Source organism: Methylobrevis albus (assembly GCF_015904235.1).
GTDB lineage: Bacteria > Pseudomonadota > Alphaproteobacteria > Rhizobiales > Pleomorphomonadaceae > Methylobrevis_A > Methylobrevis_A albus.
The window spans coordinates 392205-418025 of record NZ_JADZLT010000049.1 but is presented as its reverse complement, the minus strand read 5'-3'; the positions used below and the strand labels follow the sequence as shown (position 1 = coordinate 418025).

Here is a 25821-nt window from a genome sequence, read left to right as displayed (position 1 = left end):
CGCGCGTCGCCACACCGTGTCGACACTGTGATCTCAGCGGCAGAAACGGCGAAAAATTAGTCAGAAAGGCCCGATCGCAAGCATTTTTATCTTCGCAGTATGTCCGTCGGCGGATCGCTGATTCTGGATGTTCTGGCACAAGTCCCCCGGCCTAGGCTGATCGTCATGGGCTTGTCGCATCGGGTTCCGCCCGGATCAGCCGATGGCCCACCCGATCAACCGGCCCCGGTCAGGCGGCCCGATCAACAGTGACGGAGTTTCCCAGTCCATGGCAGCGGCCCCATTCCATCTCGCCTGGTTCCTGCAGGGTTCGAGCATTCAGGCCTGGGGCGCTCCCTGGACGGGCAACATCAGCGAAGAGTGGATGCGTCCCGACCTCTTCCTCGACCTCGCCCGTCAGATGGAACGCGCCGGCTTCGACTACATCCTGATCGAGGATTCCATCTACGTCGGCCAGAACTGGAAGAACTCGCGCGACATCTTCCTGAAGAACGGCATGTCGATCCCGCGGCAGGAGCCGTCGATCGTCGCCGCCATGATGGCCGCCGCCACCACGCGGCTCGGCATCGTGCCGACGCTGTCGACCTTCGCCTACCACCCCTACCTCACCGCCCGCATCGTCGGCACGCTCGACCAGGTCTCGCTCGGCCGCGGCGGCTGGAACATGGTCACCGGAAGCTCGGACCTCTCGGCGCAGAACTTCGGCATGGACAAGCTGCCCGACCATGACGAGCGCTACCTGATGGCCGAGGAATACGTCCAGATCTGCAAGCGGCTCTGGGGCTCCTGGGAGCCGGGCGCGATCGTCGCCGACCGCAAGTCCGGCGTGCTGATCGACCCCGAGAAGGTCCACACGATCGACTACGTCGGCAAGTACTACTCGTCGCGCGGCCCGCTCAACTCCGGCCCGCTGCCGCAGGGCCAGCCGGTGATCGCCCAGGCCGGCGGCTCGGTCAGCGGCAAGAAGTTCGCCGCGAAATATGCCGACACCGTCGTCGCCGCCCCGCGCGGCGTCGAAGCGATGAAGAAGTACCGCGAGGACGTCCGCGCCGAGCGCGCGGCGATCGGGCTCGACCCGGACGGCTGCAAGATCCTGTTCCTGCTGCAGCCGATCGTCACCCAGTCGAAGGCCGAGGCCGCCGAGCGCGTCGCCGACCGCAAGGCGTCCGCCGAGGCCGACATCGACAAGCGCCTCGCCCGCATGGGCTGGAGCACCAACATCGACTTCTCCGGCTGCGACCTCGACGCCCCCGTCGGCGAGTTCACCACCAACGGCCACCAGTCGAGCCTGCAGCAGTTCCTGAAGAATTCCGAGGGCAAGACGCTGCGCGAGGCGATCGTCGCCTACAGCACCGGCGGCATCTGCGTCGACGTGGTCGGCACCCCGGACAGCTGCGCCAGCCAGATGGCCGAGATCATGGAAGAAGTCGGCGGCGACGGCTTCCTGATCGAGCAGCCGGACGTCTCGCGGCGCACGATCGCCTCGATCACCGACGGGCTGGTGCCCGAACTGCAGCAGCGCGGCCTGACCCGCAAGGCCTACGCCCACACCCAGCTGCGCGACAACCTGCTCGAGTTCTGACCCCGGCCGGCGACGCCGTCCCGCGTCGTCCGTCCATGCCTCAACGCCTACCGAACCGGAGTAACGACACATGCCAGCAGACCGCATAGCCCGTCTTCGCGCCGTCGCCCTGTCGCTGGCGCTCGTCGCCGGCCTGCCGCTCGCGGCGCAGGCGGAAACCCTGAAGCTCGGCAACGAGGGCGTCTACCCGCCCTTCAGCATGGTCGACGCCGCCGGCAACCTCACCGGCGTCGAGCCCGACCTAGCCCGCGAGATGTGCAAGCGCATGGCCGTCGAATGCGAATTCGTCGTCATGGACTTCAAGGCGCTGATCCCGTCGATGCTGCAGGGCAAGTTCGACGTCCTCGTCTCGCAGGTGACCCCGACGCCCGAGCGGAAAGAGAAGATGCTGTTCGGCACGCGCATCGTCGCCAACCCGAACGTCTTCATCATGCCGGCCGACGCCGACTATCCGTTCACCCGCGAAGGCGTCGCCGGCAAGGGCCTCAAGATCGCCACCCAGCGCGGCGGCGCGGGCATCAAGCTGCTGCAGGAGCGCTTCGGCGACAGCGTCGAGATCGTTCTCTACGACAACCCCGACCAGTTCCACCTCGACATGCTCGCCGGCCGCGTCCACGCGAGCTTCGAGGCGAAGATCAACTCCTCCGTCGACTTCCTCACCAAGGCGGGCGGCGAGAAGTTCAAGATGGGCACCGAGGACTTCTGGCTCGGCGAGGACTCCGTGCCCGAAGCCGAGCGCGGCCTGTCCTGGGTGGTGCGCAAGGACAGTCCCGAACTGCTCGCCCGCATGGACGTGGCGCTGAAGGAGATCATCGCCGACTGCACCTACACGGCGATCCGCAAGAAGTACCTCGAGATCGAGGCGCTCCCGGAAGAGGCGGCCTGCGCGGACAAGACTAACTGACGGCCGCGCCGACCGAGTCCAGGACCCGATGCCAGCAACTCACGCGCCTCAACCGGAGACTTCCGCCATGATCCGTTCCACCACGCCGCCGGCCCACACCCGCCGACGACCCGGCCTCGCCCGCCTCGGCCTCGCCGCCGCCCTGCTGCTCGCCACCGTGCTGCCCGGGGCGGCCGCCGAAAAGCTCCGCCTCGGCAACGAGGGTGTCTACCCGCCCTTCAGCATGGTCGATTCCGCCGGCAACCTCACCGGCGTCGAGCCGGACCTCGCCCGCGAGATGTGCACCCGCCTCGGCGCCGAATGCGAATTCGTCGTCATGGACTTCAAGGCGCTGATCCCCTCGCTGCTGCAGGGCAAGTTCGACATCCTCGTCTCCCAGGTGACGCCGACGCCCGAGCGCAAGGAGAAGATGCTGCTCTCGACCCGCGTCGTCGCCAACCCGATGGTCTTCCTCGTCCCCGCCGACGGCGAGTACGTGTTCACCAAGGAAGGTCTCGCCGGCAAGGGCCTGAAGATGGGCCTGCAGCGCGGCGGCGCCCACATCAAGATCGCCGAGGACATGTTCGGTGACAGCGTCGAGATCGTGCTCTACGACAACCCCGACCAGTTCCATCTCGACATGCTCGCCGGCCGCATCAACTCGTCGTTCGAGGCGAAGATCAACGCCCAGCTCGAGTTCCTCGACAAGCAGGGCGCCGGCAAGTTCAAGATGAGCACCGAGGAATACTGGATCGGCGAGGCCTCCGTACCGGAGGCAGAGCGCGGCCTGTCGTGGGTGGTGCGCAAGGATTCTCCCGAATTGCTCGCCCGGATGGACGCGGCGCTGAAGGAAATCATCGCCGACTGCACCTACACGAAGATCCGCAAGAAGTACCTCGCGGTGGCGACGCTGCCCGAGGACGCCGCCTGCGAAACGACGACCAACTGATCGCCGGCCGGGTCCCGCTCGCCGGGGCCCGGCCGCCTCCGCCTCCGCGCGAAGGCCGGCCTTCGGCCTGTCCGCGTGCGGCAGCCCCATTCCTCAAGTCGAGCGCAGGGAAGCGGACCCATGAACATCTCCACCGCGGACTTCTGGGGCTACGTCGGCCAGATGCTCGACGGCGCCGTCGTCACGATCCAGCTCTTCATGTCGGGCTTCACGCTCGCCCTCGTCTTCGGCGTCGCGATCGGCATCATCACCCTGTCGCGCAACATCGTGATCCAGGCCGTCTGGCGGGTCTACGCCTCGATCATCATGGGCGTGCCGTCGCTGCTGATCATCTTCCTGCTCTACTACGGCGGCAGCGCCATGCTGCGCGGCCTGTTCGGCAACAACCTCTACGTCGACGTGACGCCCTTCGGCGCCGGCCTCGCCGCGCTCACCATCGTCTACGCCGCCTATGTCGCCGAGCTCGTGCACGGCGCGGTGCGCAACCTGCCGCGCGGCCAGTTCGAGGCCTGCGCCGCCCTCGCCATCCGGCCGGTCTCGGCCTGGCGCCACGTGATCATGCCGCAGCTCGCGCGGCTCGCGCTGCCCGGCCTCGTCAACATCTGGCTGATCGTCCTGAAAGACACGCCGCTGGTGTCGCTCGCCGGCCTCAACGACCTCGTCGCCAACGCCAAGATCGCGGCCGGTGCGACCAAGGAACCCTTCGTCTTCTTCATCGCGGCATCGCTGTTCTTCGTCGTCGCCAGCGCCCTGACGATGCCGCTTTCCAACTGGCTCGAACGGCGGTTCGCCCGCGGACTGCAGAGGGTGAAGGCATGAACGCGCTTCCCATCGACCCCGCTCTCGCCTGGGAGAGCCTGCCCGCCATGCTGCGCGGCCTGATGACCACCGTGGTCGTGACGGTGATCGTGCTGGCGCTCGGCCTGATGCTCTGCGTGCCGGTGACGCTGGCGCGGATGTCGCGCAACCCGCTCCTCGCCTGGCCGGCGGCGGTGTTCGTGGTGTTCTTCCGCGGCGCGCCGCTCCTGATCCTGCTCTACCTCGTCTACTACGGCTTCGGCCAGATCGAGGTGCTGCGCGACGGCCCACTCTGGTTCATCTTCGGCAGCGCGTTCGCCTGCGCCGTGATCGGCCTGACGCTCAACCACGTCGCCTTCATGGTCGACGTGGTGCGCGGCAGCCTCGAGGCGGTGCCCGCCGGCCTCACCGAGGCCTCCGCCGCGCTCGGCATCCCGCCGCGCGACACCTTCCGCCAGATCCAGCTGCCGCTCGCCATGCGCTACGGCCTGAAGGCCTACCAGAACGAAGTGGTGATGTTCACCAAGGGCACCGCCGTGATCAGCGTCGTCACGGTGATCGACCTCACGGCCGTCGCCAACGAGGTCTTCGAGCTGACCTATGACCCGTTCACGCCGATGCTGACCGCCGGCGCCCTCTACTGGTGCCTCGTCAACCTGATCCGCCTCGGCTTCCGCAAGCTCGAGGCCTACCTCAGCCGCCACCACATCGCGGTCGAAAAGCAGCGCCAGCCGGCCAGCGCCGGGTTCACGGCCCTCGCCGCCCGCTGGAAGCTCGCCCTCTCGCAGAAGGAGCAGGTGCTTTGACCTCCCTCGCCACCGAAGCCCCCATGGCCAGCCCCGTCGCCGAACCGCTCCGCCCGATCGCCGTCGAGATGACCGGCGTCGACAAGTGGTACGGCACCTTCCAGGCCCTGAAGGGGATCGACCTCACGGTGCGCAAGGGCGAGAAGATCGTCATCTGCGGCCCGTCGGGCTCGGGCAAGTCGACGCTGATCCGCTGCATCAACCGGCTCGAGCCGCACGACAAGGGCACGATCACCGTCAACGGCATCGAGCTCGACGGCTCGCCGGGGCGCACCCAGGACGTCAGGCTCGAATGCGGCATGGTGTTCCAGCAGTTCAACCTGTTCCCGCACCTCACCATCCTCGAGAACTGCATGCTGGCGCCCCGCCTCGGCCGCGGTGTCGCCAAGGAGCAGGCCGAGGCGATCGCCCGGCGCTATCTCGAACGCGTGCGGATCGGCGAGCAGGCGATGAAATACCCGAGCCAGCTCTCCGGCGGCCAGCAGCAGCGCGTCGCGATCGCCCGCGCGCTCTGCATGGAGCCGCGCATCATGCTGTTCGACGAGCCGACCTCGGCGCTCGATCCGGAAATGATCAAGGAGGTGCTGCAGGTGATGGAGGACCTCGCCGCCGAGGGCATGACCATGATCTGCGTCACCCACGAGATGGGCTTCGCCCGCCGCGTCGCCAACCGCTGCGTCTTCATGGACAAGGGCGAGATCGTCGAGGAAGCGACCGCCGAGGACTTCTTCGGCAACCCGGACAGCGACCGCCTGAAGCAGTTCCTCGCTCAGATCCTGCACTGACCGGGCGCCGCTCCCGGCGGGCGGGAGCGGCCGACGTCAAGGCGAGGGCGAGGTATTCCGGAGCGGGACCACGATGTCGGTCTCGAGCCCGTCGGCGGCGAATTCCTGCCGGACCTCGCCGCCGAGATTGTAGGCCGTCGTCGAGTGGATCAGCGAGGTGCCGAAGCCCTTCTTGGTCGGCGCGGTCACCGGCGGGCCGCCCCGCTCGATCCAGCTGAGCGTCAGGTCGCCGCTGTCCGCCGCCACCTCCCATCGCACCCGCACCTGACCACCCGCCGCCGACAGCGCGCCGTACTTGACGGCATTGGTCGCAAGCTCGTGCAGCACCATGCTCAGCGACGTCAGCTGGTGCGAGCTGAGCTCGACCACGGCGCCGGGCTCGATGACGACCGCGTCGGAATTGACGGTATAGGGCGCGAGCACGCGCTCGAGCAGCTGTTGCAAACCGGTCCCGTCGTGCCGGGCGAAGGCGAGTTCGTGCGCCGCCACCAGCGCCCCGAACCGGCCGAGGAAGTCGTCGCGGTATTCCTCCGCGGTCCGTCCCTCGGTGGTGGTCTGCCGCCCGATCGACTGCGCCACCGAGAGCAGGTTCTTCATCCGGTGCCGGATCTCGTTGAACAGCATGTCCCGCGACGACTCGCGCCGATGGCGCTCCGTGGCGTCGACGATCGACAGCAGCATCGAATGGCTGCTGCTGTCGGGGTGATGCAGCATGCGCGCGGTGAGCAGCATCGTCCGCTTGCCGAGCGCCGGGAACTCGTGCTGTACCTCATAGTCGATGACGGCCGTGGTCTTCGGGATCACCTCGAGCAGCAGCCGGCGCAACTCGGGAATGTCCCACTGCCCGTTGCCGAGACCGTTCAGCGGCTGTCCGATCGTCTCGTAGCGTCCGACCTTGAACGTCTCGAAGAAGGATCGGCTCGCCGTGACGACGTTCAGGCTCTCGTCGAGCACGAGCAGCGGATCGGTAACGGTATCGACGATTCCTTGCGCCTGGACGTGGCCCGTGCGTAGCAGGCGGTAGAGATCGTCCATGTTCATTGAAAGCAACCCTTGCGGCGGGACGGTGAGATTAGACCGGGTCTACATTCCCTGCAATCTCGTCGAGCCTTCAGGAAATTCAAGGGGCCGGACAGCACTTGATTGCGCAAGATATCATACCTCGCGAAGGGGAAATGATACGAACTGATCGCTGCGGGCCGGTAAAAACGCTGAACATATTCACGGCCCGGCCGTTGAGCCTCATGATCCTTTGCCATCGATCGCGGGAGGTGGACGCATGGCCCCCACTGTACTTGTCGTGGAAGATGAATGGCTGATCGCCGAGGACCACGCCGCCATGCTGCGGGAGGCCCGGCACGACGTCGTCGGCCCCTGCGCCACGGTGAAGGCAGCGCTCAGCGCGATCGACGACGCGGCGATCGACGTGGCGCTGCTCGATGTCGAACTGCGCGGCGAAACCAGCGTTGCGATCGCGGAACGCCTGCGCGCCCTCGACATCCCCTTTGCCTTCGTCAGCGGCCAGTTCACATACGAGCTCCCCCCGGACCTGCGCCAGCAGCCGCTGCTGTCGAAGCCGCTGGCGCGCACGACGCTGACGGCAGCGGTCGAGCGGCTGGTGAAGTCGAAGGGATGAGCAGACAGGCGCGGCGGTCGCCGGGCACGGGGTCCAGCCCGGTCACCCCTGCAACCCGTACGGCGGGACCTGCGGATCGACCGGCAGGGATCCGCACGCCGTCTCGGCGATCGGTCGTGTCGGCAGCGTGAAAAGGGGAGACCTGGTGGAGCCGAGGGGAATCGAACCCCTGACCTCTGCAGTGCGATTGCAGCGCTCTACCATCTGAGCTACGGCCCCGGCAGGGTGCGCGCATTTAGGGGATGGCGCCGGGCGGTGTCAAGGCGGGACTTGCACGGTTCGCCGAGGTCCCGCAGCTCGCTTTGCCGGGGCGCCGCCGCCGGGCCGGACGCGATGATCGGCGCGGGGTTGCGGGCGGGCGGTCGGCCGTCTACATGTCGCAGGGAACGGCACTGCGGTGCGGCATCGAGCGCTCCGGCGCCGTGACCCGCCGCCGACGCCAGCCCCTGTTGCCCGCCCCCGACGCCAGCCCCCAGAAGACGGAGTTCCGGACCTCATGCGCGCCATCCTCGACGTGATCATGATCGCCCTGGACCTCTATATCTGGGTCCTGATCGCGTCCGCGATCTTCAGCTGGCTCTATGCGTTCAACGTAGTGAACCCGCGCAATCAGGTCGTCTCGGTGATCGGCAACGCGCTGTTCCAGCTCACCGAACCGGTGCTGCGCCCGATCCGCAACCTGCTGCCGAACATGGGCGGGCTCGATCTTTCGCCCATCGTGGTGCTGCTGCTGATCTTCCTGATCCAGCGCCTGATCATCTATTACGTCTACCCCTACGCCTTCTGATCCCGCCGACGCCGCCGTGATGGATGCCGCGCCGCAGCCCTGGCGGCTCGACGGCGACGACCTGCTCGTCACCGTGCGGGTGACGCCGCGCGCCGGCCGCGACGGGCTGGGCGAGATCGCCGTGCTCGGCGACGGCGCGGTCGTGCTCACGGTGAAGGTGCGCGCCCTGCCGGCGGACGGCGCGGCGAATGCCGCCGTCGCGGCCCTGGTCGCCGAAGCGGCCGGGGTGCCGAAGTCGCGGGCGGCGGTGGTCGCCGGGCCGCGCAGCCGCGTCAAGACCATCCGCCTCGCCGGCGCCGGCGCCGCCGGCCTCGCCGCGCTGCAGGCCGCCGCGGCTCCCCGCCCCTAGCGCCGCGCCTCCACCTTCGCGCCTGACGGCCGGATCTGGTCCGGGGCGTCATCGTCCATCTGCTCGATCAGCTTCTTCGACAGCCGGTGCTCGATCCGCGCCGCGTTCAGCGACGCGCCGAACAGCAGGATCGCCGCGAGCAAATAGAGGAACACCAGCGCCGTCATCACGCCGGCAAGGCCGGCGTAGGTCGAGGCGTAGGTGCCGAAGTTCGCGAGATAGGTACCGAAGCCGACCGCGCCGAGGATCCAGGCGACGATGGTGAGCACCACGCCCGGCGCCACCTCCCGCACCTTGCGCCGGCCGGCCGGCAGCCAGAGATGCGCGACGAACAGCGCGACCGCCATCACCACGACGGTGATCGAATAGCGCACCAGCGTGCCGAGTTGCGACATCACGAAGCCATAGGGCGCGGTGGCGGAGAGGCCCGAGCTGTCGGCAAGGCCCGACAGCTGGTCGAGCGCGATCTCGTGCTGCACCGTCGACCACAGCACCGGCCCGACGACGACCAGCAGCGCCAGCGTCAGCAGCACGAGGCTGCCGAGCAGCACGAAGCCGGCGCTCTGCAGCCGCAGCCAGAGATAGGAGCGGTGCTCGGCGACGCCGTAGGCCCGGTTGAGCCCGACGCGCAGCGCCTCGACGCCGTTCGACGAGAAATACAGCGCGAGCAGGATGCCGATGGTGAGCAGGTCGCCGCGGCGCACGGTGAGCACGCTGCGCACCTCGCCGGCGATCGGCCCGGCGACCGACGGCGGCCAGGCTTCGAAGATCAGGTCGACGCCGGTCTGGGCGAGATCGGAGAGGTCGAGAAAGCTCGCGAAGGCGGTGAGGAAGATCAGGAACGGGAACATCGCCATCAGGGCGGTCATCGCGACGTGGCTGGCGATCGCCCATCCGTCGGTGACGTTGAACCGGTCGAGGGCCCGCCAGGTGGACCGGGCGAACCCGAGCACCGGCCTCAGCAGCGGCTGGCTCACCGCCCACGACCTCGCATCCGACAGCGTCATCGAACCTCCTGGCGGGTTACGCCGTTCGTTCCCTCTTATAGCGGGAAAGAAGAACAAATCGATCCGCCGACTACGACCTAGGGCGAGCGCGACGAAAAGCGCGTTGTGCGGCGCTCGCATTTGCGAAACGGTGGCGGCGATCACGCGGCCGCCCGGCGGTTTCCGGCGCCGCGGCCGTGCGCCGCACCCCGCGCCGGGCCGATCCGCGCGACGCCTCCCGCCGTACAGCCGGCAGGATCGCGCTGCGGCCGACCGTGCGGCGCCATTGTGCCGATGCTGCCTTTGAGGAAGGGTGACCGATGAGCCTGGCCCACGATTTCGATCCGACCGACCCGATCACCGACGCGCTCGGCGGGTTGGGCGACACGGTCGCAGCCCTCGACACACTGCTCGGCGCGGCGCGCGCCGCGGTGCGCGACAAGGTGGTGGTCGGCGGCCGCATCGACGCCGGCGCGCTCGACCGCGAGCAGCGCGCGGCGCACGGCCTCGCCTGGCTCGCGACCTATGTCGAGAGCGTGCGCCAGCTCGCCGACTATGCCACCCGCCTCGGCGGCGAAGGCCGCTTCGGCCGCACCGAGCAGCTGTTGGTCGGCATCGGCGCCGGCGAGTATCTCGCGCAGGTCTTCGGCGGCATACCGATGAACCAAGGCGAGATCGTCCGGCTCGCCGACATCGGCGTCGACGCCCGCGCCGCCGAGCGCGCCCGCATCCCGGCCGCCGAGGCGCTGATCGCCGCCGGCACCGCGCCGGGCCCGCGGCTCGAACTCGTCGACGCCATCCGCCGCAAGAGCGCGGCCGAGATCGTCGGCGACGGCGGCCTCGACGAGACGATGGAAGCCTTCCGCGCCGAAATGCGCCGCTTCGCCGAAGAGGAAGTGCTGCCCTTCGCGCACGAGTGGCATCTGAAGAACGACTACATTCCGCTCGAGGTGATCGGCAAGCTCGCCGAGCTCGGCGTGTTCGGCCTCACCATCCCCGAGAGCTACGGCGGCCTCGGTCTCGGCAAGGAATCGATGTGCGTCGTCTCCGAGGAGCTCAGCCGCGCCTATATCGGCGTCGGCTCGCTCGGCACCCGCTCCGAGATCGCCGCCGAGCTGATCCTCGTCGGCGGCACCGAGGCGCAGAAGGAAGAGTGGCTGCCGAAGATCGCGTCGGGCGAAGTGCTGCCGACGGCGGTGTTCACCGAGCCCAACACCGGCTCGGACCTCGGCTCCCTGCGCACCCGCGCGGTGCGTGACGGCGACGTCTGGAAGGTGACCGGCAACAAGACCTGGATCACCCATCCGGTCCGCGCCGACCTGATGACGCTGCTCGTGCGCACCGACCCGAACCAGCCCGGTTACAAGGGCCTGTCGATGCTGCTGGCGCCCAAGCCCCGCGGCACCGACGCGGAGCCGTTTCCGGCGGCCGGCATGTCGGGCGGCGAGATCGAGGTGCTCGGCTATCGCGGCATGAAGGAATACGAGATCGCCTTCGACGGCTTCGAGGTGCCGGAAGGCAACCTCCTCGGCAGCGTCGAGGGCCAGGGCTTCAAGCAGCTGATGCAGACCTTCGAGAGCGCCCGCATCCAGACGGCGGCCCGCGCCGTCGGCGTCGCGCAGTCGGCCTTCGACATCGGTCTCAAATACGCCGAGGAGCGCATCCAGTTCGGCAAGGCGCTGATCAACTTCCCCCGCGTCGCCGACAAGCTGGCGATCATGGCGGTCGAGATCAACATCGCCCGCCAGCTCACCTATTTTTCGGCGCGCCAGAAGGACCACGACAAGCGCTGCGACGTCGAGGCCGGCATGGCGAAGCTGCTCGGCGCCCGCGTCGCGTGGGCTGCGGCCGACAATGCGCTGCAGATCCACGGTGGCAACGGCTTCGCGCTCGAGTACCAGATCAGCCGCGTGCTCTGCGACGCGCGCATCCTGAACATCTTCGAGGGCGCCGCCGAAATCCAGGCCCAGGTCATCGCCCGCCGCCTGCTCGAGGACTGATCCAGGCCCCATGCGGTCCGGATCCGGCCGGACCGCATGCCCGCCCTGCGCGGGAACGGAACAATTCTTGCTGCACCCGATTTTGGCCGTGGTAGTCACGTGTCGGCGCGTCCCTGCACGCATCGGCCGGCCGGTCGAGGTCGAGGGCCGACAATGGCCCGAGGGGAGCACTCCGGAAATGCATATCCGTCTTGGTTATCGAATGGTGTTCGGCTGTGCCCAGCCGACGCCGATCATCGTCCTGCTCAACGTGCATCAGTCGCGCGTGGGTGACCTGCTGACGCCCGACCGGATCGTGACCAACCCGGCGATCCCGCTCGACGGCTACCACGACGATTTCGGCAACTGGTGCACCCGCCTCGTCGCGCCCGTCGGCGATCTCGAACTCACCACCGAGACCGTGATCTACGACGACGGCCTGCCCGACCCGGTCGATTTCAACGCCCGGGAAGTGCCGATCGCCGAGCTACCGTCCGAGACGCTCGTCTTCCTGCTCGGCAGCCGCTACTGCGAGACCGACAAGCTGTCGCAGGCGGCATGGGATCTGTTCGGCCAGGTGCAGCCGGGCTGGGCGCGCGTGCAGGCGATCTCGGACTTCGTCCACAATCACATCACCTTCGGCTACGAGCATGCCCGCTCGACCAAGTCGGCCTACGACGCCTTCAACGAGAAGGCCGGCGTCTGCCGCGATTTCGCCCACCTCGGCGTCGCGCTGTGCCGGGCGATGAACATTCCGGCCCGCTACTGCACCGGCTACATCCCCGACATCGGCGTGCCGGCCGTCGCGGCGCCGATGGATTTCGCCGGCTGGTTCGAGGCCTATATCGGCGACGCCTGGCACACCTTCGACCCGCGCAATAACGCCCGCCGCATCGGCCGCGTGCTGATGGCCTACGGCCGCGACGCCGCCGACGTGCCGCTGAGCAACGCCTTCGGCTCGACCGTGCTGAAGCGCTTCGAAGTGGTGGCCGAGGAAGTGCTGCCCGACGGCGCCGGCGGCTGGCGCCTCGCGCCGGTGATGGCCGCCTGAGCTGACGGGGGCTTCGGAATCCGGCTAACGACCGCGATCCGCCCCTCGGCGCCGGTCCGCGCGGCCGGCGCCTTGCTGACGTCCTCCTGATCTCGCCAACCGCCCATCCGTGCCCGACCGGGGTCACGGCTGCGGCGGCGCGACCTGTTGCAGGAGATCGAGCAGCGGATCGGTGGGTGCGGCCTCGGTCGGAGACTCCTCCGACGCGCCCGCATCGGCCGGCGCCGCTTCGGGCAGCGGCGTGGCCTCGGCCGGCGGCGGCTCTTCCGGCAACGGCGGCGGTGCCTCGGGGGCCGGTTCCGGCGCCGGATTCTCCGGCGGCAAAGGCTGCTCGGGGGGCGGCGCAGGCGACTGCTCCGGCAGTGGAGGTTCGTCCACCGGCGGCGGCGCCACGATCGGCACGTCGGGATCCGGCTGCGGCACCGTCGAGGCGTCGCGCGGCGGCAGTTCCGGCGGCCGCGACCGCGGCAGCGGCACGTCCGGGGCCGGGTCGCCCGGCAGCGCGGCCGGATCGTCCGGCCCGAGCACCAGCGGCCCCTCCGGCGCCGGCCCATCCGGCGCCGGCGGAATGACCGGCTCGCCCGCGCCCGGTTCGGTCACGGGATCGCTCGTCTGCGGCTCCGGCGCGGCCGTCGGCAACTCGGCGACCGCCGGAGGCGACGGAGGCGGCTCGCTCGGCCGGCTGTTGCCGCCGAACAGGCCGCCGAACAGGCCGCCCAGCCCGCCGAATCCGCCGGTATCCCGGCCCTGCTGGTTTTCCACCACCGCCCCGGCGATGCCGCCGAGCAGTGCGTCGATGTCGCGGTCGCCGGTGGAGAGCGCCGGGCGCTCGCCGCCCGCGGCCCCGCCGCCGAGCGCCGGCAGCAGGCCCTCGGCGAGTTGGCCTAGCACCGCCTCCGGGTTCTTCGACAGCGCCGAGAAGCCGCCGCCGAGTTCGCGCAGGCGCTGATAGGCCGCGGCGGGGTCGTTGAGGATGCCGGAAATGTCCGGATAGATGCGCGGGTTTGCCCACGGCCCCTCGATCACCACCGGAACCTCGAAGCCGAGCACGCCGCGGCGACCTTCCGCCGCGAGCATCTCGGGCGTGATGCGGAAGGCGAGGCGGCGGTTCGGCAGGTCGAGCGCGCCGGCCCCGGCCGCCGACACCACCGGCCCGGCGAGCGCCAGATTCTCCGTCCGCACGATGCCCTCGGCGATCGCGAACGACGCCGACAGGCTGTGGAACGGCGTGGAGCCGCCGCCGCCCCAGCCCTGCACGACACTGGACGCGATCGCCCCCAGCATCTTCGGAATGTCGATGCCGAGCACCGCACCGTCGGTGAGGCCGAAGGCGGCGGTGCCGGCGAGGGCCCCGACGAGGTCGCGCTGGCTGGCACCGCTCGCCGCAACGTCGAGGGCGACTTCCATCCGCCCGGCGAGGCGCGAGAAGCCCGCCGCATCGGTGAGCAGCGGCAGCGCATCGACGCCGCTCAGCCGGAACGCAGCCTTGATCGACGGCACGGCGTCGGTCGTGCCGATCACCACCTCGCCGCTGCCGACCCCGCCATAGAGCCTGAGGTCGGAGAGTGTCGTCGTCAGCTGGCCCGCCTCGATCCGGCTGACGAGGTCGACCGGGCCGGCCGTGATCCGGTCGAAGCGCACTTCGCTGGCGCGGATCGCGACATCGGCATCGAAGCTCGCCAGTCCGCCGAGATCGAGCGGTGCGTCGCTCCAGCCCGGCGACGGGGCAGCCGCACCGGCGCTGCCGCCGGGCACGTCGCCGGAGCCGGCGGCACCGGCGAGCAGCACGCCGAGGTCGACCGCCTCGCCGGCCAGCCGCGCCGTCAGCTTCGGCCGCCCGGCGAGCCCCACGGCAACGTCGCCGGAAAGGTCGGTGCCGGCGAGCCGGAAGCGTCCGTCCGTCAGCGACACGGCGTCGGCGCCGGCCGCGAGCGTGCCGGCGATGCGCACCTCGCCCGGCGGCAAGCCGCTCGACGGCCGACCCGCGAGATCGGACAGCGCCTCGAGCGAGGCCGCGGCGAGGTCGATGCGACCGGCGGCGCGCCCGGCACCGGCGTCGACCGTCCCGTCGAAGGACAGGCTGGCCAGCCGGCTGCTGAGCTTTGCCCCGAGCGGCACCGCGCCGGCGGCGGCGAAGCGGCGCGGGTCGGCGGTCAGCGAAAGATCGAACGGCGTGCCGCGCCAGCGCGCCGAGCCCGACAGCGTCACCGGCGCTTCCAGGCTGTCGAAGCGCGCGACGAGGGCGACGTCCTCGAGCCGGTCGGCCGCCGGATCGCCGATGGCCTCGGCCAGGCCCAGCCCGTCGACGCGGCCGCGCGCGAGTTCCACGCTGCCCGCCGCGTTGAGGCTCTGCTGCAACTGACCCGTGGTCGCCCCGAGAGCTGCGAAGGAGACGTCCGCCGACAGCGCGCCGCTGACGGGCAGCGACTGGCCGACGAGGGCGGCGAGCGCCGCGACGTCGAAGCCGCTCGCCTCGAGCCGCCCGTCGAGCCGCGCGCCGCCGTCCGCCGGCTGCGCCGCGACGCGGCCGGCGAGATGACCGCCGGCCACCGCGATCCGCTCGACCACCGCATCGAGCTTTCCGCCTTCGACCACCGCGGTGAGCGCGACATCGCTGAGCGGTCCCGCGGCCCCGAGCGCCGCTCCGGTGATGCGGCCGATGCCGATGGCGACGCCGGCGTCGAAGCTCGCGAGTGGGGAGAGATCGATCGACCCAGCAGACCCGGCGCTGCCGCTCGAGCCAGATCCGCCGGCGCCGCTGCCGCGCGGCAGCGCGTCGAGATCGAGCGTCGGCAGGTGCAACCGCGCGTCGAGCCGCGGTCGCTCGCTACGTCCGTCGAGCGCGATCTCGCCGGTCGCGGCGAGGTCGTCGGCGCGGAGGTCGAGCCCGGTGACGTCGAGCCGGCCGTCGCCGACCGAGATCTGTCCGCTGGCGCTGAGTTGCCGCACCGGCACGTCGGCGGCGATCCCGAGGTCGGCGAGCAGCCGCGGCAGGGCGTCGGCGGAGAGGCCGAGCGTACCGGCGGCAACCCCGGCGGGGTCGAGTCGGCCGGTGAAGCTGAGTTTCGCGCCATCGCTGGCGATCGTCACCACGGCGTCGGACGGCCGCCCTTCCGACAGCGCCAGCGGAGCTGCGACCTCGGCGTCCAGCGTGAAGGCGCGGCCGTTCCAGGTCAGGCCACCGGTCGCGGCGACCGGGCCGGTGAGGTCGGGCAGCGCGGTGTCGAGGCCGATGCCCGTGACCTCGTAGCGGTCATCGTTGCGGGCGTCGGTATAGGTGACGCGGCCGTCGACGATGCGCAGCCGGGCGATCGAGAAGCCCGCGAGGCCGAGGCCGTCCTCGGTCGGCGCGAGATCGCCGGCGGCATCGTCCGACGGCAGGGTCTCGGGCGCCGGGTCGCCGGGCGTGGCCCCGTCGGCGTCGCCGCCCCAGTTGCCGCGCCCGTCGGCATCGACGGCGAGGTCGATCGCCGGGCGCACCAGCGTCAGGCCGGTGATCTCGATGCGGCGGTCGAACAGCGGCCTGAGCGCGAGCCCGACGCGCAGCTCGCCGAGGCTGGCGAAATCGCCCTCGCCGCCCGGCCCGGAAATCTCGACGTCGTCGATGGCGAGCGCGATCTCCGGCAGGATCGAGAGGCCGAAATCGCCGCGGATGGTCAGCTCGCGCCCCGTCGCCGTTTCGATCTCGGCAACGACCCGGTCACGGATCCAGTCGGCCGGGATCAGCAGCGGCACGAGCAGCAGCGCGATCAGGACGAAAAAGACGAAGCCGCCGACGGCGGCCAGGAAGCGAAGCAAGGCGTCGGGCCTCCGGCCGGGAGAGGGTCGCGAATCACGGCGACGATCACCCCCGATGGTGGCGCATTCGCAGCCCGCCCGATACCGCCGCCCCCGCAAGGATCGACCGGTGTTGCCGGAACGACTCAGTCGCCGAGGTGCGGCCGCCAGCGCGCGAGCAGCGCCGCGCTGGTGACGACGGTGACGGAACTCGCCGCCATCGCGGCTCCGGCGAGCGCCGGGGTCAGCAGCCCGAGGGCGGCGACCGGGATGCCGACCACGTTGAAGGCGAAGGCCCAGAACAGGTTGAGCCGGATCCGCCGCGCCGTGGCGGCGGCGATGTCGAGGGCGGCCGGCACGAGGCGCGGATCGGAGCGCATCAGCGTCACCCCCGCCGTCTCGATCGCGACGTCGGCGCCGGTGCCAATGGCGATGCCGACGTCGGCGGCGGCGAGCGCCGGCGCGTCGTTGACCCCGTCCCCGACCATCGCGACGCGGCGGCCATCCGCCTGCAGCCGGACGACCTCCTCGCTCTTGTCGGCCGGCAACACCGGCCCGCGCCAGCCGGCGATGCCGATCTCGGCCGCGACCGCCGCGGCGACCCGGGCGTTGTCGCCGGTCAGCATGCGCGAGGTGACGCCGTGCCGCGCGAGGCGCGCCACCGCCGCCTTCGCTTCGGGGCGGATGCGGTCGGCGAGCGCGATCAGCCCGGCGAGGCGCACCGGTTCGCCCTCGGCGGCGACCGCGACCTGCACCACCGTCTGCGCCGCGTCCTCCAGCCGGCCCACCGCGGCGGCGAGCGCCGAGGGATCGGCGCCGAACTCCGTCATCAGGCCGGCGTTGCCGACCGCGACGCGGACCGTCCGCGCGGCAGCGGGGCCGCCGCCGGGCTCCTTCACGCTGGCGACGACGCCGCGGCCGGTATGGCTGCGGAACCCATCGGCGGCGTGCTGCGTCAGGCCGGCGGCGTCGGCGGCGCGCACGATGCCCTCGGCGAGCGGATGCCGGCTCGCCCGCTGCACGGCGGCGGCGAGCGCCAGCACGCGGTCGGCGGTCTCGCCCGGTGCCGCCACCACCTCGGTCACCGCCGGGCGACCTTCGGTCAGCGTGCCGGTCTTGTCGAAGATCACCGTGTCGATGTGACCGGCCTTTTCCAGCGTCTCGATGTCCTTGACGAGGATGCCCGCGCGGGCGGCGGCGCCGGTGCCGGCGACGAGGGCCGTCGGCGTCGCGAGGCCGAGCGCGCAGGGACAGGCCACCACCAGCACCGAAACGGCCGCAACGAACGCCGCCTCCGCGCCGCCGCCGGCGATCAGCCAGCCGGCGAAGGTCAGCACCGCGATGACCAGCACCACCGGCACGAACACCGCCGAGATGCGGTCGACCAGCTTCTGCACCGGCGCCTTGCCGGTCTGCGCGGCTTCCACCAGGCGGGTGATGCGGGCGAGCGTCGTGTCCTCGCCGAGCGCGTCGGCGGTGAGCGTCAGCACCCCCTCGCCGTTCATGGTGCCGGCAATCACATGGTCGCCGGCGTTCTTGTCGACCGGCAGGCTCTCGCCGGTGACGAGGCTCTCGTCGAGGCTGCTCGCCCCGGCCATGACCCAGCCGTCGACCGGCACCCGCTCGCCCGGACGCACCCGCACTAGGTCGCCGAGTGCCAGCGCCTCGACCGGCACAGTCTCCTCGCGCTCCGCCGCGCCTTCGCCGGTGACGCGCACCGCGGTTTCGGGGCGCAGCGCCATCAGCGCGCGGATCGCCGCGGTCGTGCTCGCCCGGGCGCGCGCCTCCATCAGCTTGCCGGCGAGCACGAGGGTCAGGATCGTCGCCGAGCCCTCGAAATAGAGATGCCCCATGGCGTCATGGCCGCGCATGAGCACCATCACCGCGCTGAACCCCCAGGCGGCCGTGGTGCCGAGCGCGACCAGCACGTCCATGTTGGCGCTGCCGCCGCGCAGCGCGTTGAACGCGCCGCGGTAGAAGCGGGCGCCGGCGATCACCTGCACCAGCGTGCCGAGCACGAGTTCGGTGACGGGCGACAGCAGGTGCGGCCCGCCCAGCGCCATCACCCCCATCGCCAGCATGAACGGCAGCGTGAGCAGCGCCGAGATGGCGAAGACGAGGGCGGTCTGGCGGAATTCGGCACGGCCCGCCGCCTCCCGCGCTTCGCGGGCGAGCCGGCGCTCTCGCGGGTCTTCGGCGCGCGGCAGTGCCTCGTAGCCGGCGAGATCGACGGCATCCACCACCGCCGCGTCGTCGGGGGCGCCGGCGTCGGGCGAAAAGGTCACGTCGGCGCGTTCGAGCGCGAGATTGACGCTCGCCGCAGCAATGCCCGGCACGCGGCCGAGCACCGTCTCGACCCGCGCGGCACACGCGGCACATGTCATACCGCGGATATCGTAGCTTCTGCGCGGCCCGGCCGGAGGCGGCGTCGGGCGGGCATCGGCCCGGGGGGTAGCATGGATGGCGGCGGACATGGCGGCTCCGTCAATGGCAGGATCGCCGGGGGCACCACCGCGGCGGCGGCGCGAGCCCCTGAAATGGGGCCGGCAGGCCCGGATCTTCAAGGGCTTGCAGCCAGCCACACCGCGCGCGGCCCCGCCTTGCGACGGATCAACGACGCCGCCGCGAACGCGCGACCTCCGGCGCACGCGCTGTGGAGGGCATGTGGACAACCTGTGGGCGGGCTGTGAACCGTTGCCCCGCCGCGTCGGGCAAGCTGTGCATGACCTGTGCACGGCCGGTGGATCAAGTCCCCCACCGTCACGCGGCGGACCCGTTTCGTTCCACGCGCGCCGAATTGTGTTCCAATTTTGTCCGTCGCTACGCCGGCTAAGTCTTCACCCCCGGCCGCCGACGCCGCGCCGTTAGCCGGGCGCCTGCCAGAGCCGGCCGGGATCGAAGCGGTGCACGTCGTCGAGCAGCTCGGCGAATCCTCGCGCGGCGTGGTCGAGCGACGCCCGGCCCTTCTCCGCCGTCGCCGCCGACGCATTGCCGACGGTGCCGGCCGGGTTGAGGTCCTGCGCCTTCCAGCCGTATTGCGACGGCCCGTGCGCGCGCAGGTGCTTCATCTCGGCGATCAGCTCGTGCTGGGTGGAGCGGAAATCGGTCGCCGCCGCCATGTCGACGAGGTCGGGGCGGAGGTGGAGCAGGATCGAGGTCTCGATGTCGCCGCCGTGGATGCCATAGGCGAACTCTTCGGCCGGAAACACGCCGTCCGGCTGGCCGAAGCGCGCCCAGGCGGTCGAGACCGCCAGCATATCGTGCTTCACGCGCAGCTCGCGGGCAACGATGTCCATGATCGAGACGTTGCCGCCGTGCGAGGTGACGATGACGAGCTTCTTCACGCCGGCGCGGGCGACGCTGTCGCCGATCTCGATCCATGCCTTGGTCGCCGTTTCCCAGTCGAGTGTCAGCGTGCCAGGCGAGGAGATGTGCTCGTTGGATTTGCCGACCGCCTGAACCGGCAGGAAGGTCGCCGGGATCTCCGGCGGCAGCAATTCGATCACCCGCGCGATCTGCCCCTCGGCGATCAGCGTGTCGGTCGCGACCGGCAGGTGCGGCCCGTGCTGCTCGATCGCGGCGATCGGCAGCACGGCGATCCAGTCGGCGGTATCGCCGAGGAAGTCGGGGGCGCGCATCTCGGCCCAGTGGCGGCGGGGGAGGGTCATGGGGTGGTGCCCCCCGAGGCGAGCGTGGCTGAGCACCGGATCCGGATGTCAGGCGAGACCTTTGGCGATGCGGCTGGCTCCCCCCCTCCCTGTCCCTCCCCCTCGAGGGGGGAGGGGATCCATACGGGAAAGCCCGAGCAGTCCCCTCCCCCCTCGAGGGGGAGGGTCAGGGAGGGGGGGACTCTCCACCCGGCAGTGCAGATCGTCATCGCGTCCAGTTGCACACCCATCCCTCTCACAACGCCTCCAGAAACTTCTTCGCCGCCGCCCCATGCTCGTAGCGCAGCCGCGCGACGTCGACGCCCAAGGGTGCGCCGTCGGTCACCCGCCATTCGCCCTTCACCATCACCCGGTCCGCCGCGTGGGCGCCGCAGAGCACCAGCGTCGCCAGCGGGTCGCCGCCGCCCGAGAAGCGGAGCTCGTCGAGGGTGAAGAAGGCGAGGTCGGCCTGCTTGCCGACGGCGATCTTGCCGATGTCGTCGCGGCCGAGGCAGCGCGCCGAGCCCTCGGTCGCCCACTTGTAGACGTCGAAATGCGTCACCGAGGCGGCGTCATAGGTGAGGCGGCCGATCATCAGCGCGTGGCGCAGCGCTTCCATCAGGTTGGAATTGTCGTTCGAGGCCGAGCCGTCGACGCCGAGGCCGACCGGCGAGCCGGCGGCGTCGAGCTCCTTGGTCCGGCACTGGCCCGACGCCAGCACCATGTTTGAGGTCGGGCAGTGGCAGACGCCGACGCAGGCATGGCCGAGCCGCTTCACCTCGTCGTCGTTGAAGTGGATGCCGTGCGCCAGCCAGACGCGGTGGTTCATCCAGCCGACCTCTTCGAGGTAGTCGACCGGGCGGCACTGGAACTTGTCGAGGCAGTAGGCGGTCTCGTCGCGGGTCTCGGCGAGGTGGGTGTGCAGGCGGAGATCGTATTTCTCGGCCATCTTGGCCGATTCGATCATCACGTCCTTCTTGACGTTGAACGGCGCGCAGGGTGCGAGCGCCACCTTGAACATCGCCCCTTCGCCGGCGTCGTGATACTTCGCCACCACGCGCTCGCAGTCGGCCATGATCACGTCGGTGTCCTGCACCGTGCCGGCGATCGCCGAGCCGCCCTCCTCGACGGTGAGGTTCATCGAGCCGCGCGTCAGCGTCATCCGCATGCCGATGGCCGACGCCTCCTCGGCCTGGATGTCCATCGCGTTGTCGAGGCCGGGCGTATAGAGGTAGTGGTGGTCCGACGCCGTCGTGCAGCCCGACATCAGGAGCTCGGTCAGCGAGAGGCGCGTTGCGAGGCGGAACGCGTCCGGCCGCACGTTCTTCGCCCAGATCGGATAGAGCGCCGCCAGCCACGGGAACAGTTCCTTGTTGATCGCGGCGGGATGCGCGCGCGTCAGCGTCTGGAACATGTGGTGGTGGGTGTTGACGAGGCCGGGGATGACCACGTGGCGCGCGGCGTCGAAGGTGGCGTCCACCGGAGCGGCGGGCTCCTTGCCGCGTCCCACCAGCTCGACGATCTTCGTGCCCTCGACAACGATGCCGCGCTCCGCCCCCTCGGCCAGCACGGCGATCGGGTCCTTGATCCACAGCCTCATGCGTCGGTTCCCTCGTAGAATGCGCCGAGCGGCAGCGTCACGCCGACCTCCGGCATGGCGATGTCGGTGTCGCGGCCGATGAGCGAAAGATAGGTCCACGTCCCGCCGGGCACGCGGTGCCAGAAGACGGCGGACACCTCTTCCGGCTCGAGAAAGAGCAGATAGCAGAGTGACGGCAGCGTCTGGTACTCGCCGAGCTTGCGGATGAGATCCGTCTGCCGGGTCGACGGGGAAAGCACCTCGACGATGGCGACCGGACGCGTCGCCTCGAGCAGCGAACCATCCTTGTCGCCGCAGTCGATGCTGACGTCGGGCCGGCGGACATTGCCGTTCGGGATTCGCACCGCGATGTCGGCCGAGCCGGGCTCGCAGGGACTGCCACGCAGCAGGCCACCGAAGGCGATCAGCGCATTGAGCACGACGCGATCGTGCGCCCGGCGCGCGCCGGTCATCATCCGCGGCAGGCCATCGACGAGTTCGTAGCGCTCCTCACGGTCGAGACACCAGGCGAGAAACGCCTCGGCCGACATCGGTTCGGACTTCAGCTCGGCCATCGGGCAACATCCGGTCAACGGCACCAGGTTCGCGGCCATCATGGCATCTTCGCCGCCGTCACTTCCACCTCGACCTTGAACTCCGCCCGGGTGAAGCCCGACACGATGACGAGCGTCGAGCAGGGCAGCGGCTCGCGCACCCATCGGTCCCGCACCGCCATATAGGCCGGGAAATCCTCGCGCCGCGTCACGAAGGCGTTGATGCGCACCACGTCGCCGAAGTCCATCTCCGCCTCGGCGAGGATCGCGGCGATGTTCGAGAAGCAGAGTTCGGCCTGCGCCGTGACGTCCTCCGGCACGCCGTCGTCCGGCTGGACGCCGAGCGTGCCCGACACCACGACGAGCCGGGCGCCTTCGGGCAGTTCCAGCCCGTGCGAATAGCGCCCGAAGGGAGCCCGGATCGCGGCAGGGGAGAGCGGCCGCGCGGCCGCTGCACGGTCGGGCGAGGCGCTGGCGGTCGGGGCGCGGGGCATGGTCGGATCTCGGCTGGCGGAACGGCTGCGAGCCTAAGGCCCGGGGCGGGGCGGCTGCAAGCTGATCAAATGGTCAAATATTTGCGGCCGGCTGCCGCAAATCTCGGCAGTGGCGCGCGATCCGCCACGGGCCCGCCGCCCGTATCACCCGTGGTGCCGGGCGCCGGGGCACGGCCCGTGAGTCGAACCCGCGGCGGCAGGGCATGGCATGGCTCTTGCGGCATGTCGCCTCCGGGAACTCCGCCGCGGAACGCGCTCGCAGGGTGGGCCAACGCGCGTCGCACGGGAGACGGTCCAAGGGCGCTCTTGTCACGGCCGGGGCCGCCGTCGCACAGTCGGCGGCGCGACGCGGCTGCCGAGGCTGGCCGGCACCGGCACGAAACCGGCGGGCGTCGCCCGCGACTTTGGGGGATCGAAGGATGCGCGTATTCGGAACACTCGGCCTTGCGGCGGTCGCCGCCCTGCAGGCGACGTCGGCCTTCGCGCTCGACGAGGTGAGCTTCGGCACCAACTGGCTGGCCCAGGCCGAACACGGCGGCTTCTACCAGGCCGTCGCCGACGGCACCTACGAGAAATACGGCCTCAAGGTCACCATCGTGCAGGGCGGCCCGCAGGCCGCCAACCAGGCGCTGCTGATGGCCGGCCGGATCGAGTTCTACATGCAGGGCAACCTGCTCGGCTCGTTCTCGGCGGTGGAGCAGGGCGTGCCGGTGATGGAGGTCGCGGCGATCTTCCAGAAGGAGCCGCAGGTCCTGATCGCCCATCCCGACACCGGCATCGAGACCTTCGAGGACCTCGCCAAGCTGCCGACCATCTTCATGGGCAAGGACGGCTTCGCGACCTACTTCCAGTGGATGAAGTCCGCCTACACCGGCTTCACCGACGAGCAGTACAAGCCCTACACCTTCTCCGCGGCGCCCTTCCTCGCCGACAAGGAATCGGCGCAGCAGGGCTACGTCACCTCCGAGCCCTATGCGATCGAGACCGAAGGCGGCATCAAGCCGAAGCTGTTCCTGCTCGCCGACGCCGGCTTCTCGACCCCGTCGACGCTGATCGAGGCGACCGCCGACTACGTCAAGGCCAACCCCGACATCACCAAGCGCTTCGTCGAGGCGTCGATCGTCGGCTGGTACAACTACCTCTACGGCGACAACGCCGCGGCCAACGCGTTGATCAAGGCCGACAATCCGGAGATGACCGACGGCCAGATCGAGTTCTCGATCGCCACGATGAAGGAATACGGCATCGTCGATTCCGGCCTCGCGACCGAAAAGGGCATCGGCTGCTTCACCGCCGAAACCGTCACCGGCTTCTACGACGCGATGGTGAAGGCCGGCGTCGTCAAGGCCGGCCTCGACGTCTCGTCGGTCTATACGACCGAGTTCGTCTGCAACGGCGTCGGCCTCGACCTCAAGAAGTGATACGGCGTGTCCGGCCGTCGCGCCCTCCGGCGCGGCGGCCGCGACCGCGTTCCGAAGGATGCGCATGGACCCGCAGCGGGCATCGATCCCGGCAGGCGCCGAGGCCGGCAGCGGCCGGCCGATCATCCGGCTTCGCAACGTCTCGAAGACCTTTTCGAGCGGCACCGTCGCGCTGTCCGGCCTGTCGCTCGACGTCGCGCCCGGCTCCTTCGTCAGCCTGCTCGGCCCGTCCGGCTGCGGCAAGTCCACCGCGCTGCGCATCATCGCCGGCCTCGGCGACCCGACCAGCGGCACCGTCGAGTGGCCGACCTCGAAGCATGATTCCAGCGGCCGGCCGGAACGGGAGATCAGCTTCGTCTTCCAGGAGCCGACGCTGATGCCCTGGGCGACGGTGTTCAGGAACGTCTGGCTGCCGCTGCGCCTGAAAGGCATTTCCAAGGCCGAGGCGTCGGGCCGCGTCATGGAGGCGCTCGACCTCGTCGGCCTCGCCAAATTCGCCGGCGCCTATCCGCGCGAACTCTCCGGCGGCATGAAGATGCGCGTCTCGATCGCCCGCGCCCTCGTCACGCGGCCGAAGGTGCTGCTGATGGACGAGCCCTTCGCCGCCCTCGACGAGATCACCCGCTTCAAGCTCAACAACGACCTCCTGCACCTCTGGGAGACCTACGGCTGGACCGTGGTCTTCGTCACCCATTCGGTGTTCGAATCCGTCTACCTCTCGGACCGCATCGTGGTGATGGCGGCGCGGCCGGGCCGGGTGTTCGAGGACATGGCGATCGACGCGCCCTATCCGCGCGGCGACGCCTTCCGCACCTCCGCCGGCTACGCCGAGCACTGCCGCCGCGTCTCGGCATCGCTGCACGCGGCGATCATGTCGAGCACCGCCGGCCTGGACGACCACCTGTGACGGCCGCGGCAAGCGACGGCGCCGCGCCGGCCGCGACCGGGCAACCTGGCCGCTCGGCCAGCTCCGGCCGCCTGCTGCGCATCGCCGTGCCCGCGGCGATGATGGTGCTGCTCGTCGCCGCCTGGCAGGCCTACTGCACGCTCTACGAGGTGCCGCACTACATCCTGCCGAGCCCGCTGCGCGTCGCGCAGGCGATGTGGACCGACTGGCCGATCCTCGGTGCCGCCCTCATCGTGACGCTGAAGATCACCTTCGCCGCGCTGCTGCTCGCCCTCGTCGGCGGCGTCGCGCTCGCCGTGCTGATGGTGCAGTCGCGCTGGTTCGAGCTCGCGCTTTTCCCCTATGCCGTGGTGCTGCAGGTCACACCGATCGTGGCGATCGCGCCGCTGATCATCATCTACGCCCCGACGACGCAGCAGGCGCTGCTGATCTGCGCCTGGATCGTCGCCTTCTTCCCCGTGCTCTCCAACACGATGCAGGGGCTGAAATCCACCGACCACAACCTGCTCAACCTGTTCGAGCTCTACGGCGCCAGCCGCTGGCAGACGCTGCTCTACCTGAAGCTGCCCAACGCCCTGCCCTATTTCCTCGCCGGCCTGCGCATCGCCGGCGGCCTCGCGCTGATCGCGGCGGTGGTGGCGGAGTTCGCCGCGGGCTCGGCCGGGGCCGGCTCGGGCCTTGCCTTCCGGCTGCTGGAATCGCAGTTCCGGCTCAACATTCCGCGCCTGTTCGCGGCGCTGATCCTCCTGTCGCTCACCGGCGTCGTTATCTTCGCGGCGACGAGTGCCGTCTCCCACCTCCTGCTGCGCCGCTGGCACGAGAGCGCGCTGAAGCGCGAGAACTGAGTTTCA

General features: G+C 70.2%; 22 protein-coding genes and 1 tRNA gene. 14 read left to right on the top strand and 9 right to left on the bottom strand.

Going from position 1 to position 25821, the window contains the following annotated elements:
- The first annotated feature begins 268 nt into the window (after nt 1-268).
- The 6 genes from I5731_RS09095 to I5731_RS09070 all read left to right on the top strand — a co-directional run bounded on the left by I5731_RS09095 (nt 269) and on the right by I5731_RS09070 (nt 5803).
- The gene (locus tag I5731_RS09095) at nt 269-1582 is read left to right on the top strand and encodes an NtaA/DmoA family FMN-dependent monooxygenase (protein ID WP_197311028.1); all 1314 of its coding nucleotides are present in this window, start codon (nt 269-271) and stop codon (nt 1580-1582) included.
- 70 nt (nt 1583-1652) lie between these two features.
- On the top strand, nt 1653-2486 hold the full coding sequence (locus I5731_RS09090) for a transporter substrate-binding domain-containing protein (RefSeq protein WP_197311027.1): 834 nt from the start codon (nt 1653-1655) through the stop codon (nt 2484-2486).
- Between the two features lie 67 nt (nt 2487-2553).
- On the top strand, nt 2554-3414 hold the full coding sequence (locus I5731_RS09085; protein WP_197311026.1) for a transporter substrate-binding domain-containing protein: 861 nt from the start codon (nt 2554-2556) through the stop codon (nt 3412-3414).
- Nucleotides 3415-3534: 120 nt separating this feature from the next.
- Nucleotides 3535-4233, top strand: a complete 699-nt coding sequence (locus I5731_RS09080; protein WP_197311025.1) for an ABC transporter permease — start codon at nt 3535-3537, stop codon at nt 4231-4233.
- The gene (locus I5731_RS09075; RefSeq protein WP_197311024.1) at nt 4230-5018 is read left to right on the top strand and encodes an ABC transporter permease; all 789 of its coding nucleotides are present in this window, start codon (nt 4230-4232) and stop codon (nt 5016-5018) included. Before I5731_RS09080 ends, I5731_RS09075 begins: the two co-directional genes overlap by 4 nt.
- 23 nt (nt 5019-5041) lie before the next feature.
- Complete coding sequence (locus I5731_RS09070) at nt 5042-5803, top strand: amino acid ABC transporter ATP-binding protein (RefSeq protein ID WP_197311023.1); 762 nt, start codon at nt 5042-5044, stop codon at nt 5801-5803.
- Nucleotides 5804-5839: 36 nt separating this feature from the next.
- Here I5731_RS09070 and I5731_RS09065 read toward each other — a convergent pair whose 3' ends face one another.
- A complete protein-coding gene (locus tag I5731_RS09065) occupies nt 5840-6844 on the bottom strand; it encodes an HWE histidine kinase domain-containing protein (protein WP_197311022.1) in 1005 nt (334 codons plus the stop codon).
- A gap of 238 nt (nt 6845-7082) precedes the next feature.
- Here I5731_RS09065 and I5731_RS09060 point away from each other — a divergent pair, with 238 nt between their 5' ends.
- Nucleotides 7083-7439: a response regulator gene (locus I5731_RS09060; RefSeq protein ID WP_197311021.1), complete on the top strand. Its 357-nt coding sequence runs from the start codon at nt 7083-7085 to the stop codon at nt 7437-7439.
- Nucleotides 7440-7582: 143 nt separating this feature from the next.
- Here I5731_RS09060 and I5731_RS09055 read toward each other — a convergent pair.
- Nucleotides 7583-7658, bottom strand: a tRNA-Ala gene (locus I5731_RS09055).
- A 277-nt stretch (nt 7659-7935) separates the two neighbouring features.
- Between I5731_RS09055 and I5731_RS09050 the strand changes: the two genes are divergently transcribed.
- Both I5731_RS09050 and I5731_RS09045 read left to right on the top strand, forming a co-directional pair.
- The gene (locus I5731_RS09050) at nt 7936-8226 is read left to right on the top strand and encodes a YggT family protein (protein WP_197311020.1); all 291 of its coding nucleotides are present in this window, start codon (nt 7936-7938) and stop codon (nt 8224-8226) included.
- Between the two features lie 19 nt (nt 8227-8245).
- Entirely contained in the window at nt 8246-8575 is a 330-nt protein-coding gene (locus tag I5731_RS09045) for a DUF167 family protein (RefSeq protein WP_197311019.1), read from the top strand.
- On the opposite strand, the gene I5731_RS09040 is transcribed toward I5731_RS09045, so the two are convergent.
- Nucleotides 8572-9582 (bottom strand): YihY/virulence factor BrkB family protein, encoded by a 1011-nt coding sequence (locus I5731_RS09040; RefSeq protein ID WP_197311018.1) that lies wholly within the window; start codon nt 9580-9582, stop codon nt 8572-8574. The two genes, I5731_RS09045 and I5731_RS09040, sit on opposite strands and share 4 nt — an antisense overlap.
- Nucleotides 9583-9881: 299 nt before the next feature.
- Here I5731_RS09040 and I5731_RS09035 point away from each other — a divergent pair, with 299 nt between their 5' ends.
- Both I5731_RS09035 and I5731_RS09030 read left to right on the top strand, forming a co-directional pair.
- The gene (locus I5731_RS09035) at nt 9882-11561 is read left to right on the top strand and encodes an acyl-CoA dehydrogenase family protein (RefSeq protein WP_197311017.1); all 1680 of its coding nucleotides are present in this window, start codon (nt 9882-9884) and stop codon (nt 11559-11561) included.
- Nucleotides 11562-11739: 178 nt separating this feature from the next.
- Nucleotides 11740-12591 carry a transglutaminase-like domain-containing protein gene (locus I5731_RS09030; RefSeq protein WP_197311016.1) on the top strand — a complete coding sequence of 284 codons (852 nt, stop codon included), beginning with the start codon at nt 11740-11742 and terminating at the stop codon, nt 12589-12591.
- 123 nt (nt 12592-12714) lie between these two features.
- Here I5731_RS09030 and I5731_RS09025 read toward each other — a convergent pair whose 3' ends face one another.
- The 6 genes from I5731_RS09025 to I5731_RS09000 form a co-directional block, all read right to left on the bottom strand.
- Nucleotides 12715-16389, bottom strand: a complete 3675-nt coding sequence (locus tag I5731_RS09025) for an AsmA family protein (protein WP_197311015.1) — start codon at nt 16387-16389, stop codon at nt 12715-12717.
- A 125-nt stretch (nt 16390-16514) separates the two neighbouring features.
- Nucleotides 16515-18842, bottom strand: a complete 2328-nt coding sequence (locus I5731_RS09020; RefSeq protein WP_197311014.1) for a heavy metal translocating P-type ATPase — start codon at nt 18840-18842, stop codon at nt 16515-16517.
- A gap of 390 nt (nt 18843-19232) precedes the next feature.
- The gene (locus tag I5731_RS09015; RefSeq protein WP_197311013.1) at nt 19233-20036 is read right to left on the bottom strand and encodes a creatininase family protein; all 804 of its coding nucleotides are present in this window, start codon (nt 20034-20036) and stop codon (nt 19233-19235) included.
- Nucleotides 20037-20271: 235 nt separating this feature from the next.
- Nucleotides 20272-21615, bottom strand: coding sequence for an 8-oxoguanine deaminase (locus I5731_RS09010; protein ID WP_197311012.1), 1344 nt, complete (start codon nt 21613-21615; stop codon nt 20272-20274).
- On the bottom strand, nt 21612-22169 hold the full coding sequence (locus tag I5731_RS09005) for a Uma2 family endonuclease (protein ID WP_197311011.1): 558 nt from the start codon (nt 22167-22169) through the stop codon (nt 21612-21614). Before I5731_RS09005 ends, I5731_RS09010 begins: the two co-directional genes overlap by 4 nt.
- Before the next feature lie 38 nt (nt 22170-22207).
- Nucleotides 22208-22642, bottom strand: coding sequence for a RidA family protein (locus I5731_RS09000; protein ID WP_197311010.1), 435 nt, complete (start codon nt 22640-22642; stop codon nt 22208-22210).
- A gap of 419 nt (nt 22643-23061) precedes the next feature.
- On the opposite strand from I5731_RS09000, the gene I5731_RS08995 reads away from it, so the two are divergent.
- The 3 genes from I5731_RS08995 (at nt 23062) to I5731_RS08985 (ending at nt 25815) form a co-directional block, all read left to right on the top strand.
- Nucleotides 23062-24063, top strand: coding sequence for an ABC transporter substrate-binding protein (locus tag I5731_RS08995; protein WP_197311009.1), 1002 nt, complete (start codon nt 23062-23064; stop codon nt 24061-24063).
- Nucleotides 24064-24127: 64 nt separating this feature from the next.
- Complete coding sequence (locus I5731_RS08990) at nt 24128-24970, top strand: ABC transporter ATP-binding protein (RefSeq protein WP_197311008.1); 843 nt, start codon at nt 24128-24130, stop codon at nt 24968-24970.
- Nucleotides 24967-25815, top strand: coding sequence for an ABC transporter permease (locus I5731_RS08985; RefSeq protein WP_328838466.1), 849 nt, complete (start codon nt 24967-24969; stop codon nt 25813-25815). Before I5731_RS08990 ends, I5731_RS08985 begins: the two co-directional genes overlap by 4 nt.
- Nucleotides 25816-25821: the final 6 nt, after the last annotated feature.

Coding starts and splice junctions, on each gene's coding strand:
- I5731_RS09095 (WP_197311028.1), top strand. CDS start 269: ATGGCAGCGGCCCCATTCCATCTCGCCTGGTTCCTGCAGGGTTCGAGC.
- I5731_RS09090 (WP_197311027.1), top strand. CDS start 1,653: ATGCCAGCAGACCGCATAGCCCGTCTTCGCGCCGTCGCCCTGTCGCTG.
- I5731_RS09085 (WP_197311026.1), top strand. CDS start 2,554: ATGATCCGTTCCACCACGCCGCCGGCCCACACCCGCCGACGACCCGGC.
- I5731_RS09080 (WP_197311025.1), top strand. CDS start 3,535: ATGAACATCTCCACCGCGGACTTCTGGGGCTACGTCGGCCAGATGCTC.
- I5731_RS09075 (WP_197311024.1), top strand. CDS start 4,230: ATGAACGCGCTTCCCATCGACCCCGCTCTCGCCTGGGAGAGCCTGCCC.
- I5731_RS09070 (WP_197311023.1), top strand. CDS start 5,042: ATGGCCAGCCCCGTCGCCGAACCGCTCCGCCCGATCGCCGTCGAGATG.
- I5731_RS09065 (WP_197311022.1), bottom strand. CDS start 6,844: ATGAACATGGACGATCTCTACCGCCTGCTACGCACGGGCCACGTCCAG.
- I5731_RS09060 (WP_197311021.1), top strand. CDS start 7,083: ATGGCCCCCACTGTACTTGTCGTGGAAGATGAATGGCTGATCGCCGAG.
- I5731_RS09050 (WP_197311020.1), top strand. CDS start 7,936: ATGCGCGCCATCCTCGACGTGATCATGATCGCCCTGGACCTCTATATC.
- I5731_RS09045 (WP_197311019.1), top strand. CDS start 8,246: ATGGATGCCGCGCCGCAGCCCTGGCGGCTCGACGGCGACGACCTGCTC.
- I5731_RS09040 (WP_197311018.1), bottom strand. CDS start 9,582: ATGACGCTGTCGGATGCGAGGTCGTGGGCGGTGAGCCAGCCGCTGCTG.
- I5731_RS09035 (WP_197311017.1), top strand. CDS start 9,882: ATGAGCCTGGCCCACGATTTCGATCCGACCGACCCGATCACCGACGCG.
- I5731_RS09030 (WP_197311016.1), top strand. CDS start 11,740: ATGCATATCCGTCTTGGTTATCGAATGGTGTTCGGCTGTGCCCAGCCG.
- I5731_RS09020 (WP_197311014.1), bottom strand. CDS start 18,842: ATGTCCGCCGCCATCCATGCTACCCCCCGGGCCGATGCCCGCCCGACG.
- I5731_RS09015 (WP_197311013.1), bottom strand. CDS start 20,036: ATGACCCTCCCCCGCCGCCACTGGGCCGAGATGCGCGCCCCCGACTTC.
- I5731_RS09010 (WP_197311012.1), bottom strand. CDS start 21,615: ATGAGGCTGTGGATCAAGGACCCGATCGCCGTGCTGGCCGAGGGGGCG.
- I5731_RS09005 (WP_197311011.1), bottom strand. CDS start 22,169: ATGGCCGAGCTGAAGTCCGAACCGATGTCGGCCGAGGCGTTTCTCGCC.
- I5731_RS09000 (WP_197311010.1), bottom strand. CDS start 22,642: ATGCCCCGCGCCCCGACCGCCAGCGCCTCGCCCGACCGTGCAGCGGCC.
- I5731_RS08995 (WP_197311009.1), top strand. CDS start 23,062: ATGCGCGTATTCGGAACACTCGGCCTTGCGGCGGTCGCCGCCCTGCAG.
- I5731_RS08990 (WP_197311008.1), top strand. CDS start 24,128: ATGGACCCGCAGCGGGCATCGATCCCGGCAGGCGCCGAGGCCGGCAGC.